10 protein-coding genes are annotated in these 13,030 nt (G+C 70.4%); 9 read left to right on the forward strand and 1 reads right to left on the reverse strand.

Annotated features, from left to right (window positions below):
• The first annotated feature begins 50 nt into the window (after positions 1-50).
• From ACIO3S_RS20725 to ACIO3S_RS20755, 7 genes are all read left to right on the forward strand, one after another.
• Entirely contained in the window at positions 51-905 is an 855-nt protein-coding gene (locus ACIO3S_RS20725; RefSeq protein WP_400467575.1) for an urea amidolyase associated protein UAAP1, read from the forward strand.
• Entirely contained in the window at positions 902-1,693 is a 792-nt protein-coding gene (locus ACIO3S_RS20730; protein ID WP_400467577.1) for an urea amidolyase associated protein UAAP2, read from the forward strand. The genes ACIO3S_RS20725 and ACIO3S_RS20730 overlap by 4 nt, the downstream gene beginning before the upstream one ends.
• On the forward strand, positions 1,690-5,376 hold the full coding sequence (gene uca, locus ACIO3S_RS20735) for an urea carboxylase (protein WP_400467579.1): 3,687 nt from the start codon (positions 1,690-1,692) through the stop codon (positions 5,374-5,376). The genes ACIO3S_RS20730 and uca overlap by 4 nt, the downstream gene beginning before the upstream one ends.
• Entirely contained in the window at positions 5,373-7,070 is a 1,698-nt protein-coding gene (gene atzF, locus ACIO3S_RS20740) for an allophanate hydrolase (RefSeq protein WP_400467581.1), read from the forward strand. The genes uca and atzF overlap by 4 nt, the downstream gene beginning before the upstream one ends.
• Positions 7,071-7,380: 310 nt before the next feature.
• Positions 7,381-8,067 (forward strand): TetR/AcrR family transcriptional regulator, encoded by a 687-nt coding sequence (locus ACIO3S_RS20745; RefSeq protein WP_400467583.1) that lies wholly within the window; start codon positions 7,381-7,383, stop codon positions 8,065-8,067.
• A 152-nt stretch (positions 8,068-8,219) separates the two neighbouring features.
• Positions 8,220-9,446, forward strand: a complete 1,227-nt coding sequence (locus ACIO3S_RS20750; RefSeq protein ID WP_400467585.1) for a hypothetical protein — start codon at positions 8,220-8,222, stop codon at positions 9,444-9,446.
• Positions 9,447-9,542: 96 nt separating this feature from the next.
• Entirely contained in the window at positions 9,543-10,934 is a 1,392-nt protein-coding gene (locus tag ACIO3S_RS20755) for a cytochrome P450 (protein WP_400467587.1), read from the forward strand.
• 94 nt (positions 10,935-11,028) lie between these two features.
• Here ACIO3S_RS20755 and ACIO3S_RS20760 read toward each other — a convergent pair whose 3' ends face one another.
• Positions 11,029-11,979, reverse strand: coding sequence for a helix-turn-helix transcriptional regulator (locus ACIO3S_RS20760; protein ID WP_400467589.1), 951 nt, complete (start codon positions 11,977-11,979; stop codon positions 11,029-11,031).
• An 84-nt stretch (positions 11,980-12,063) separates the two neighbouring features.
• Between ACIO3S_RS20760 and ACIO3S_RS20765 the strand changes: the two genes are divergently transcribed.
• Positions 12,064-12,699: a histidine phosphatase family protein gene (locus ACIO3S_RS20765; protein WP_400467591.1), complete on the forward strand. Its 636-nt coding sequence runs from the start codon at positions 12,064-12,066 to the stop codon at positions 12,697-12,699.
• Positions 12,696-13,025 carry a YnfA family protein gene (locus tag ACIO3S_RS20770; protein ID WP_160026218.1) on the forward strand — a complete coding sequence of 110 codons (330 nt, stop codon included), beginning with the start codon at positions 12,696-12,698 and terminating at the stop codon, positions 13,023-13,025. The genes ACIO3S_RS20765 and ACIO3S_RS20770 overlap by 4 nt, the downstream gene beginning before the upstream one ends.
• Positions 13,026-13,030: the final 5 nt, after the last annotated feature.

Consider the following 13,030-nt stretch of genomic DNA (forward strand, 5'->3'; position numbering starts at 1 on the left):
CATGCTTACCTGTCAGTCGACAGGTTAATCATGCTTCAAGGAGGACCCGGGTGGCGCTAGCTGCAGACCACAGCACGGACACGGTGCTGAACGCACGGGCAGATGCTCGCGCGCAAGGGGGGCAGGTCAGCGACTGGATGCCGTACCTACCGGCTTCGTCGAGCCCGTTCTGTCCGGACGACGTCGACCCGGACGCCCTGACGTGGGCCGAGACGGTTGCCCCCGGGAGCTACACCCACAAGGTCCTCGCCCGCGGTACGCGGTTCCGGCTCGAGGACCCGACCGGTGAGGCCTGCGCGCACACCCTCGTCTACAACGCGCTCGAGCCGACCGAGCGGCTCAACGTCGCGGACACCCAGAAGATCCCGTGGCAGGCGTACCTCGGTACCGGCCACCCGCTGCTCTCCGGTGACGGCCGGGTGCTCGCCACGATCATCGCTGATACCTCGGGCCGGCACGACGCGTTCTGCGGGACGAGCACTGCTGCCTGGAACGCGCTGCGCTACGGCACCGCGCTGCCCGAGGGGCCCGCGCCGGCCGGCCGTGATCTCTTCGTGAAAGCGGCTGCCAAGCACGGGCTCGGGCCGGCCGACGTACCTCCGTCGGTCTCGTTCTTCCAAGGAATCCGGGTCGCCTCGGACGGGAGCTTCGACTGGATCGGCTCGTCAGGGGCGGGTACGTCGGTCGAGCTCGTGGCTGAGCTGCCCCTGATCGTGCTGATCGCCAACGTCCCGCACCCGCGCGACCCACGTCCGGAGTACGTCGTCGGGCCGCTGCGCGTGCACGCCTGGCGTACGCCGGAGACAAGGCCCACCACGCCGGCGGACGAGCGTTTCGACGCCTCTCCGGAGGTTCGGCGGGCGTATCTGAACACACTCGACTATGCGGAGGCTCGGGGCCTGTGACTACCACGATCGACAACCCGGTGATGAGGCCTGTGACGACCATTCCCGTCCCTGTGACCACCTATCTGACGCCCGACGGGCAGCTGGTCTCCAGCGTCCCGGTCGGCGCGTCGTACGCCGACAGCACTCACCTGGAGTGGGGTGACCCGCTGGTGCCGGGTGCCGTTGTGCTGGACGAGCAGGTGGCTCCGCGGGCCTCGTGGTCGGGTGTTGTACGTGCCGGGCAGGTGTTGACGATCGTCGATGTCGGCGGCAACCAGTCGGGTGACTGCCTGCTCTACAACGCGCACCACACCGACGAGCGCTACAGCGCTCCGGACACGCTCGCGTGGCAGGACAACGCCTACATCCGCACCGGGACGGTGCTGCGCAGCAATCTCGGTCGTGCCCTGATGACCGTCGTCGAGAACGAGATCGACCGCCAGGACACCATCGGCGGCGCCTGCTCGCGCGAGTCCAACACGCTGCGCTACGGCCACCACGTGATGTATCACCACGGCTGCCGCGAGAACTTCCTGACCGAGGGCGCCAAGCACGGGCTCGGCATGCGCGACATCGTCTCCAACATCAACTGGTTCATGAACGTGCCCGTCGAGGAGGACGGTGCCCTCGGCATCGTCGACGGCATGTCGGCGCCCGGGAAGCGGGTCGCGCTGCGCGCGGAGATCGACACGCTCGTGCTGATCTCCAACTGCCCGCAGATGAACAACCCCTGCAACGACTTCAACCCGACGCCGCTGCGGATGATCGTGTCCGAGCCGGATGTCGACTACGAGGCCGACGCATGACCTCTGGCTCCGAAGCTGGACTGTCCTTCGACACGGTCCTGGTCGCCAACCGAGGGGAGATCGCCCGCCGGGTGATGCGCACCGCGCGCGAGCTCGGGATGCGTACGGTCGCGGTCTTCTCCGAGGCCGACCGAGCGGCACCGCACGTGCGGGAGGCCGACGAGGCCGTGTGTCTGGGCTCCGCGCCCGCACGGGACTCCTACCTCCGTGGCGACCTGATCATCGCAGCAGCCCTGCGCACCGGCGCGGGGCTGCTCCATCCCGGCTACGGCTTCCTCTCGGAGAGCGCCGCCTTCGCCCGTGAGGTGGAGGCCGCGGGGCTTCGGTTCGTCGGCCCGACGCCTGAGCAGATCAGCGCCTTCGGCGAGAAGCACTCGGCCCGGCGGCTCGCGGAGAACGCCGGGGTGCCGATGCTGGCCGGCACGGGGTTGCTCTCCGGGCCGGACGAGGCGGCCGCGGAGGCTGCTCGGATCGGGCTGCCGGTGATGGTCAAGGCGACCGGCGGCGGTGGCGGCATCGGGATGACCGCATGCAGCTCGGAGGAGGACGTCCGGGTCGCGTTCGAGCGGGTCGCCCGGCTCGCCCAGACCAGCTTCGGCACGGCCGGGGTGTTCCTCGAGCACCTGGTGCGGCCCGCCCGCCACGTCGAGGTGCAGATCTTCGGCGACGGGGAGGGCCAGGTCGCCGTGCTCGGCGACCGCGACTGCTCGCTGCAGCGCCGCAACCAGAAGGTGATCGAGGAGGCGCCCGCGCCTTCTCTTCCTGAGCACGTCCGGACCGTCCTGCACGACTCCGCGCGTCAGCTCGCCAAGTCGGTCTCCTACCGCTCGGCCGGCACCGTCGAGTTCGTCTACGACCCGGGCCGCGAGCTGATCTCGTTCCTGGAGATGAACACCCGCCTCCAGGTCGAGCACGCGGTCACCGAGCAGGTGATGGGCATCGACATCGTCGAGCTCATGCTGCGGCTCGCTCGTGACGGCGTCACCGCCCTGCGCGACGAGCTCTTCCGCAAGTGCCCCGCACCGAAGGCGTACGCCGTCGAAGCACGCGTCTACGCCGAGGACCCGGCCAAGGACTCGATGCCGTCGTCGGGCCTGGTCACGCGGGCGGTGCTGCCGACCGACGCGCCTGGTGTCCGGGTCGACTCCTGGATCGAGACCGGGCTCGAGGTCTCGCCCCACTACGACCCGCTGCTCGCCAAGGTGATCGCCACCGGGTCGACCCGCGACGAGGCGCTGGACAGGCTGGGCTCCGCGCTCGCGCAGACCCGGATCGACGGGATCGTCACCAACGTCTCGGCGCTGCGCGCGATGACGACGTACGCGGAGCTCCGCTCGGCGACGCACTCGACCTCGACCTTGCCGGAACGTGCCAAGGACGGCCGCGGTGGTGACCCCGATCCGCGCATCGACGTACTCGACCCGGGCGTGCTCACGACCGTCCAGGACCTTCCCGGCCGGGTGGGCTACTGGCAGGTCGGCGTACCTCCGTCGGGTCCGTTCGACCCGGTCTCGTTCGCCGAGGCCAACCTGGCCGTCGGCAACCACCGGGGTGCCCCGGGCCTCGAGGTCACGGTGCCGCTGGCAACCGGCCGGGCGACGGCTGTGGGGCCGACGCTGGTCTTCTCCGATCCCGCCGTCGTCTGCGTGACCGGTGCCCCCATGCCGGTCAGCGTCGACGGCGCCTCCGTCCCGCAGTGGGAGCCGATCGAGCTCCCCGCGGGGGCGACGTTGACGCTGGGTCGCACCGACGGGCCGGGCCTGCGGACCTACATCGCGGTCCGAGGCGGCCTGGACGTGCCGGACTATCTCGGCAGCGCCTCGACCTTCACGCTCGGCGGGTTCGGCGGTCACGCCGGCCGTACGCTCCAGCGCGGTGACGTGCTCCGTCCCGGAACCGCTGTCGACGCGCAGGCGCAGCCCGCGGCGACCCCGGTGTCACGGCGGCCGGCGCTGACCAACACCTGGGAGATCGGCGTCACCGAGGGACCGCACGGTGCCCCGGAGTTCTTCACGCGCGCGGACCTGGACCAGCTCTACTCGGCGAGCTACCGGGTGCACCACAACTCGGCTCGCACCGGCGTACGCCTGATCGGGCCCAAGCCGACCTGGGCCCGTGCCGACGGTGGCGAGGCCGGGCTGCATCCCTCGAACATCCACGACACCCCCTACACGGTGGGGTCGCTCGACTTCACCGGCGACACCCCGATCATCCTCGGTCCCGATGGTCCGTCGCTGGGCGGCTTCGTCTGCCCGGCGGTCGTCGCCAGCGGCGAGCTGTGGAAGATCGGGCAGCTGCGGCCCGGCGACACGGTGCGGTTCGTGCCGGTTCGGGAGGGCAAGGCCGCCGGCCTGGTCAACCACCGGGCCTCCCTGACGGTGGCCGGCGGTGCGGGTGGCGACGGCGATGACGGTGTGCTCGGCCGGTTGCCCGAGACGTCGGCGCGGCCGGAGGTCACCTACCGGCGCAGCGGGGACAACTCCCTGCTGGTGGAGTACGGGCCGATGACCCTCGACCTGGGGCTCCGGATGCGGGTGCACGCGCTGCAGTCGGCCCTGGCCGAGCATGCGCCCGCCGGCATCATCGACGTCACTCCGGGGATCCGGTCGCTGCAGGTGCACACCGACTCTTCGGTCCTCCGGGCCGGCCAGGTCGCGGGGCTGCTGCGGGAGCTGGAGGAGGACCTCCCGGCCACCTCGGAGCTGACCGTGCCCTCGCGGCGGGTGCGGCTGCCGCTCTCCTGGGACGACCCGGCGACCCGGGAGGCGATCGAGCGCTACACCGCCGGCGTACGCGACGACGCGCCGTGGGCGCCGTGGAACATCGAGTTCATCCGCCGGATCAACGGGCTCGGCTCGGTCGAGGAGGTCCACCGGACCGTCTTCGACGCGACGTACCTGGTCCTCGGGCTGGGCGACGTCTATCTGGGTGCGCCGGTCGCGACGCCGTTGGACCCGCGGCACCGGCTGGTGACGACGAAGTACAACCCGGCGCGCACCTGGACGGCGGAGAACTCCGTCGGCATCGGCGGTGCGTACATGTGCATCTACGGGATGGAGGGGCCGGGCGGGTATCAGCTCGTCGGGCGGACGACGCAGGTGTTCAACCGCTTCCGGCGGTCCACCTCGGCCGGCGGGCTCTTCCACGACGACCCGTGGGCGCTGCGGTTCTTCGACCAGATCGAGTGGTACCCGGTCTCTGCCGAGGAGCTTCTGGAGCTGCGGGCCGAGGTGGACGCCGGACGCGGCGAGTTCGAGACCAGGGAGGGCACCTTCTCGATCAAGGAGTACGACCGCTTCCTGACCGCCAACGCGGACTCGATCGCCGCCTTCCGTGACCAGCAGTCCGCCGCCTTCGAGGAGGAGCGGCAGCGCTGGATGGCGGCGGGGGAGTTCGACATCTGCGACCGCATCGACGCGCGGGGCGAACCGTCGGAGGTCGACGTGCCGGAGGGGTGCGTACAGGTGACCGCGCCGTTCACCTCGACCGTCTGGAAGGTCGTCGCGAGTCGTGGGGCGCGGTTGGCCCAGGATGCCCCGCTGATGGTCGTCGAGGCGATGAAGATGGAGGCGAGCGTCCCGGTTCCGGTCGCCGGCGAGGTCGTCGAGGTCTACGTGAAGCCGGGCGAGCAGATCGTCCCAGGGCAGGTCATCGCCGCGGTTCGGCCCCTGGACGCGTCTTGATCCACTCACTTCCAGGCGGTGCGGTCGCCCGCGCCACCGAGGCCCTGGACCGCATCGAGGCCTCGGACCGGCCGGAGATCTGGATCTCGCTGCGTACGCGGGACGACCTGCTCGAGGAGGCCGCCGCCATCGACGCGAAGGTGGCCAGCGGAGAGGTCCTGCCGCTGGCCGGACGCCTGCTGGCGGTCAAGGACAACATCGACGTCCGCGGCCTGCCGACCACCGCCGGAGCGCCCTCGTTCGCCTACCCGCCCACCGCTGACGCCACTGCGGTCGCCCGGTTGCGGGCAGCCGGTGCGCTGGTCGTGGGGAAGACCAACCTCGACCAGTTCGCGACCGGCCTGGTCGGCACCCGGAGCCCGTACGGCGCGGTCCGCAACGCCTGGGATCCGAGCCGGATCTCGGGCGGATCCTCCTCGGGTTCCGCGGTCGCGGTCGCGCTGGGTCTGGTCGACCTCGCGCTGGGGACCGACACCGCTGGCTCAGGCCGGGTGCCGGCGGCACTCAACGGCATCGTCGGGGTCAAGCCGTCGCGCGGGCTGGTGCCGGTCACCGGCGTCGTGCCCGCCTGCTACACGCTCGACTGTGTCACCGTCTTCGCCCGGGATCTCGGATCCGCCCGGGCGGCCGCGGAGCTGATGGCCGGTCCCGACCCGTCGGACCCGTTGTCGCGTACGTTGCCGGCGGACGCCGGTCTGCCGCCGGCGCCGCGGGTGGCGGTGCCGACGGGGGAGCATCTCGACGGGCTCGCTCCGGGGTGGGCCGCCGCCTTCCGGGCCGTGGTCGCGCGGCTTGCCGCCGCGGGGATCGAGATCGTCGAGACCGACATCTCGCCGCTGCTCGAGGCCGCCCGGCTGCTCTACGACGGCGCCTTCGTCGCCGAGAGGTACGCCGCGGTGGGCTCCCATCTCGAAGCCAACCGCGACCTCATCGGGACCGACCTGGACCCGACCGTCGCCGCGATCGTGCTCGCCGGGGCGTCGGCCACCGCAGCCGACTGGGCACGCGACGTGGCCCACCTGGCGCGCCTCGGGGCGGCGGGGAAGGAGGCCCTCGCGGGGTGCTCGGCGCTGCTGACGCCGACGACGACGTGGCATCCGACGCTGGCCGAGGCGGCCGCGGATCCGGTGGGCGCGAACGCGCGCATGGGCCGCTACACGAACTTCGCGAACCTGCTCGACATGGCCTCGCTCGCGATCCCGGCCGGCCAGGTCGGCGGACTGCCCTTCGGTGTCATGCTGACCGGGGCCGCCGGCAGCGACCGCACCCTGGCCGCGCTCGGCCACACGCTGCTCAGTCCCTGTGTCGATCTCTTCGTGGTCGGCGCGCACCTGTCGGGACAGCCGCTCAACCACCAGCTGGTCGAGGCCGGTGCAACGCTGCTGCGCCCGGAGTCGACCTCGGCCGACTACCGGCTGTTCGCGCTCGAGACGGTGCCGCCCAAGCCCGGACTGGTCCGGGTGGGTGCCGCCGGGAACGGGGTGCCGATCGAGGGCGAGCTGTGGCGCGTCCCGGCCGCGGGCTTCGGGACGTTCGTGGGTGGCGTACCTGCTCCGATGGTCATCGGAAAGGTCACGCTGTCCGACGGCTCCTCGGTTTCGGGATTTCTCGTCGAGCCAATTGCCGTCGAAAAGGCTGCTGATATCTCGGCGCACGGTGGTTGGCGTCGTTACCGGTCTGAGCAGGGCCTTTAACGTTCAGCGTGGATATCGGTTACGGGACCGGGGTCATTCCTCCAGGTGGCACACGACTCTGTTCAGGGGCCTGATCCCCCGTCACACTGGGCAGAATCCGCCAGCATTATCGCCCCGGGAGGATGCTGTGCCGCGCTTATCGGTTCTTCCTGCCATACACTTTGTTGACAGGGAATTCAACCCTCCTGTGGGACTTTCGACTCTGTTCTTTAGGGGAAGAAGACTCTTTCGAGTCTTCCCCGAAACTCGGGAGGCCGCTTAGATGGCGTACATGACAACTAGGCGTTCTCGGCCCGGCCGCCCCAGGCATGTGCCCGATTCGGGTACCGCCTCACCCCGTGACCAGATCCTCGATGCCGCTGCGCGACTCTTCGTGTCCCAAGGCTTCGCAGCGACGTCCACGCGCGAGATCGCCGACCAGGTCGGCATCCGTCAGGCCTCTCTCTACTACCACTTCGCAGGCAAGGACGAGATCCTCGTCGAGCTGCTCCGTAAGTCGGTTCGTCCGACCACGGACAAGGTCGACAAGATCCTCAACCAGGTGCCGCCGCTCGATTATGAAACAGCTCTTTATCTGCTGGTTCTCGTCGACGTACGCACGCTTGCCGATGTGCCGCATAACGTCGGCATGCTCTACATGCTGCCGGACGTGACCAAGGGCGAGGTCTACAACGAGTTCCGTGAGGAACACGAGCAGCTGGCCGCCGCCTACGCCGATCTCGCCAGCAAGGTGGCCTCGGACAAGGTGCTGGAGGGTGTCAGCCTGAAGCAGCTGGGCAACATGCTCATCCAGCAGGTCGAAGGCGTCATCAACATGCGCACCGAGATGCTCAACGAGGACTCGGTCCGGAGGATCACGTGCCCAGAGGCGTGGGCGATCGCTTCCTCGTGCCTGCGGATCTGCGGTGTCAGCCAGGACAAGATCCAAGCTGCCAACGAGGTCGCGGTCGACATGCTCGACGACTTCCTCGAGGACAGGGTTCGCGAGCTCGCCTGACAAGGCAGGCTGACAAGACGGTAACTGGTGGGTAGGGCTTGCGCGTGTGAGTTGCCCTGTTGAGGCTTGAACGACACACTTTCCGAGCCCGTTGCCCGCTTCCCCACCGCGAGGACCCCACACGTGTGCATTGACCCTTCCGGAGGCCGCTGATGGCCCGGAAGCAGACAGCCATCCTCTCCGTCACCCGCGGGGTCACGACGCTCAACGGGCTGGTGGTGGATCGTCCGTGGGGGGAGGACCCGCACCAGGCGGGCATCCGCGCCGTGCGGGAACAGCTCGCCGGCCCGAGCCGCAAGCCCGTGCAGGTCGTCGCGACCGACGACGAGGCCCGCGTCCGGATGGTCGTCCATCCCGACGGGCAGGTCACCGACGTCGAGACCCTCGAGGTCTTCGGGAGCTACGGTTCGCCCGACGACGTACCCGGCGCGGCCTGGCTCCCTGCCGGCGCTGGGCCCGTGATCATTCAGGGCGTCGTCGAGCCGGACCCCGAGCCCGAGCCTGAGCCGTACGTGCCGCCGGTCCTGGCTGTTCCGGCGCCAGCTGTCGAGCCGCCACCTGCGCCCGAGCCACCGCCTGCGCCCGAGCCGGAACCCGAGCCCGAGCCGGAACCCGAGCCCGAGCCAGCGCCGCCCCCGGCACCCGCCCCGCCTCCGGCGCCTGCGCCGGTGCCTGAGCCGGAACCAGAGCCGGAAGCGGAGCCCGAGCCCGAACCAGAACCCGAACCAGCGCGCGGAACCCCCGCCAGGAGGGCCGTCGCCGGACCGTTGGTGCCGCTTCACCACCTGGAATCGACCCCCTACCGACGGTCGCGGATGACCCGTCGCGGCCGGGTGGTGCTGGTCGTCCTCGCCATCCTGCTGCTGATCCTGATCTACGAGGTCGTACGTGGCGTCGTGACCGGTTCCGACGTGGACTCCTCCGACCAGAAGGAGCCGCAGAGCCAGCAGTCGGCGCCGAGTGCGGGGGCCAGCGACGAGACGCCCTCGGAGGCGCCCTCGCCGAGCGCCTCGGCGTCCTCGGTGCGCGTCGAGCCGACGCCGACTCCCACGCCGACTCCGACACCCAAGCCGACCAAGAAGCCGGCGCCCGAGCCGACCAGGACGCTGTCGGTGAAGGCGATCGCGATGACCGAGGCCATCGGGCTGCGGATCGACGCCAGCAGACTGCCGGTGACGGCCACGATCGCGATGGATCCGTGGGGTGCGCCGGAGCGGTTCACGCGTACGGTCACGATCACCGAGCCCAACCAGCTCGTCGTGGTCAAGCCGGTCGCCTCCGGGCACGCGGAGTGGAGCGTCCGGGTCGACGGCGCCAAGAAGGTCACCGGCTACACCCACTCCTGGCCCAAGGGCGATCGCGAGTTCGTGCGGCGCTGACCTGCCTGGGCTGAATTGCTACCACGGTCGGATGTGGCGGCCTCCGGTGCGGCGTACGCTGCATGAGAACGTGTTCCTGCGCCTCGGAGGTCTCGCATGCCGCTCAAGATCACGCCGCCCGTCGGCACCCGCACGATTGCCGGCCGGACGCTGGGCTGGACGCTGGGCGCGGTGGAGCGCAACGCCAAGCAGGGCGTGCGCTGGGCGCTGGGGCACGGGTTGCCGCGTACGGCGATCGTTCGGTCCGCTCGGAAGGGTGACCTCCAGGGCGACCTGATTCTGAGCGGGCCCGGGTCGCACACCTTCGATCTGGTCGGCCTGTTCGAGGAGTTCCGTGCGCGCGGGCCGCTCTACCAGGGCGGGTTCAGCCACCTCGCGGTCGACCACGAGGTCATCAAGGAGGTGCTGACCAGCAACGACTTCATCACCGGGTTCTTCGCGCCCGACGAGTCGGGCACCGGCCTGCTGGCGCGGGCGGCGAACTGGTCGGCCAGCGACGTCTTCGCCCCGCTCCAGCCGCCATCGTTGCTGGCGACCGAGCCGCCGGAGCACACCCGCTACCGCAAGCTGGTCACCCGCGTCTTCACCGTGCGTGCGGTCGAGAAGCTGCGCGCTCGCACCGAGGAGATCGCCCGGGAGCTGCTCGACGACCTGGAGAAGGAGGCCGCGTCCGGGGCAGACGTCGACCTGGTCACCCGCTACTGCGGGCTGCTGCCGATCACGGTGATCTCCGAGGTGCTCGGTGTCCCCGTCGACCTGCGCGAACGCATGCTCGAGCTCGGCAAGGGCGCGGCGCTGAGCCTCGACATCGGGCTGGGCTGGCGCACGTTCCGCGACATGGAGGCCTCCCTGGAGGAGTTCGACACCTGGCTCCGCGGCCATCTGGAGTATCTCGCCGAGCATCCCGGTGACGACCTGCTCAGCCAGCTCGTCGCCCTCCGCGACGACGGCGACCGGCTCAGCGAGCGGGAGCTGCGGGCGATCGCCGGGCTGGTCTTCGCGGCCGGCTTCGAGACTACCGTGAACCTGATCGGCAACGGCATCGCCCTGCTCCACGACAACCCCGATCAGCTCGAGGTGCTCAAGGCGCAGCCCGACCTGTGGTCGAACGCCTCCGACGAGATCCTGCGGCTCGACCCGCCGGTGCTGCTCACCGGCCGGGTCGCCCGACGCGACTCCACCATCGCCGGCCAGGCGATCCCGCGCGGCACGATCATCAACACCGTTCTGGCCGCCGCCAACCGCGACCCCGCCGTCTTCACCGACCCACACACCTTCGACGTCACCCGCGAGAACGCCCGCGACCACCTCTCCTTCTCCAGCGGCCGCCACTTCTGTCTCGGTGCCGCACTGGCCCGGATGGAGGGCGAGATCGGCCTCCGCCTCCTCTTCGAGCGCTTCCCCGGCCTCGAGCTCGTCGGCGACCGCGAACGCCACCCCACCCGCATCCTCCGCGGCTACTCGCACCTCCCCGCACGGCTCTCCTGACGATTCGTCCGGGGTAGTCCGGGAGCGAACTGCCCAAATACTCACCAGTAATGGGCAGTTCGATCCCGGACTACCCCGAATCGGCCGGAGAGCGTCAGCGGGCGGCAGCGTCGAGGAGTCGCTGGCCGAGGACGGCTACGCAGCGGCGTACCTCGTCGCCCTCGACCACCCGGAAGGGGACGGCGCGGCGGGCGAGCTCCTGGGCGTACCAGTCCGGGCTGTTGGTGCTCCCGACGAGACGGCAGTGGTCGTCGTCGATCGGCTCGAGGCGGCCGAGGACGCGCGGAAGATAGCGGTCGACCTCCGCGAACGGCGCGTCGAAGACGACCTCGACCGCATAGGCCCAGCCCTCGCCGAGGTGTTCCTCGACCTCGGTGACGGGGTCGATCTCGGGACGTACGAAGCTGGTCTCCTCGATGTCGACGGCGCCCATCCGGTCGACGCGAAGCACTCGGCGTGCGCCGGCGGTGTGCGACCAGCAGAGCAGGTACCAGCGGGCGTGGCGTACGACGACCGCCCAGGGGTCGACGACCATCTTGCGCTCGTTGCCGTTCTCGGTCGTGTAGGCGATGGTGGTGCGTCGCCGGGAGTCGCAGGCCTGGACCAGGCTGGTGGTGACGTCGGGATCGGGCGAGACGGCGCTCTGGTCGGGAACGGCCGAGATCGTACGGCGCACCGCGGCCACCGTCTGGGACAGCGACTCGGGCAGCACCCGGCCGATCTTGCCGACCGCGCTCCCGACCGGGCCGGTGGCGTCGGCGATGTCGTGGTGGCCGTCGAGCAGGGCCATCACCAGCCCGAGCGCCTCCGCGGTGGTGAAGATCAGCGGCGTACGCATGCCTCGGCCGAGGCGATAGCCGCCATAGGGACCGCGCTCGGACTCGACCGGGATTCCCGCCTCCCGCAGGATCGCGACATAGCGGCGAGCGGCGCGCTCGGTGACTCGCAGCCTCTCGCCCAGGCGCTCGGCGGTGATGCCGGGGGAGGACTGCAGCAGCTCGAGGGTGAGCAGCGCCCGAGCGGTCGGGCTCTCGTCGTGTCCCATCGTGGCGGCTCCCGGAAGTAGTTCGTCCGGATTCACATTAGTCCGTCACTTCCAGCACGGTGGGTCCCGTACCCTTACCGGCATATGAGACTTCTGCTGATCAGACACGGCCAGACCCCGAGCAACGTCTCGGGGGCGCTCGACACTGCCTTCCCGGGGGCGGGGTTGACCGAGCTCGGACTCTCCCAGGCCGCGGCGGTGCCGGATGCGCTGGCGGGGGAGCGGATCGCGGGTCTGTACGCCTCCCGGCTGGTGCGTACGCAGCTGACCGCCGAGCCGCTCGCCAACCGGCTCGGGATGCCGGTCGTCGTGCAGGAGGGGTTCGAGGAGATCAGCGCCGGCCACCTGGAGATGGCCACCGACACGGAGTCGGTGACGGCCTATCTCGAGGCGCTCGGCGACTGGATCCGCGGCACGCTCGAGACCCCGGTCCCGGGCGGCGAGGCCGGCCACGAGTTCCTGGCGCGCTTCGATGCCGCGGTGCAGTCGGTGGTCAAGCAGCACGATCCCGATGACACCGTCGCGATCGTCTCGCACGGTGCGGCGATCCGGATGTGGACCGGGCTGCGCACCACGCGGTCGCCCGCCTTCGGCGACGACAACCGGATCCGCAACACCGGCCTCGCGGTCGTCGAGGGCAGCCTGGAGGAAGGCTGGACGACGATCTCCTGGAACAACGACCCGCTGGGCGGTGCGCACCTGATCGGCGACGGCTTTTGATCCTCCGCTCGCTCCTGCTGTTCGTGCTGGCCGCGATCGCCGAGATCGGTGGCGCCTGGTTGGTCTGGCAGGGGCTGCGGGAGCATCGCGGCTGGCTCTGGGTGGGCGCCGGGTTCATCGCGCTCGGCCTCTACGGCGTCGTCGCCACGCTGCAGCCCGATGCCCACTTCGGGCGGATCCTGGCTGCGTACGGTGGTGTCTTCGTCGTCGGCTCGATCGCCTGGGGGATGGCGATGGACGGCTACCGGCCCGACCGCTGGGACATCGCCGGTGCGGCGCTGTGCCTGGCCGGGATGGGCGTGATCATGTACGCGCCGCGTGGGTGAGGATG

The sequence above is a fragment of the Nocardioides sp. NPDC087217 genome (assembly GCF_044744805.1).
GTDB lineage: Bacteria > Actinomycetota > Actinomycetes > Propionibacteriales > Nocardioidaceae > Nocardioides.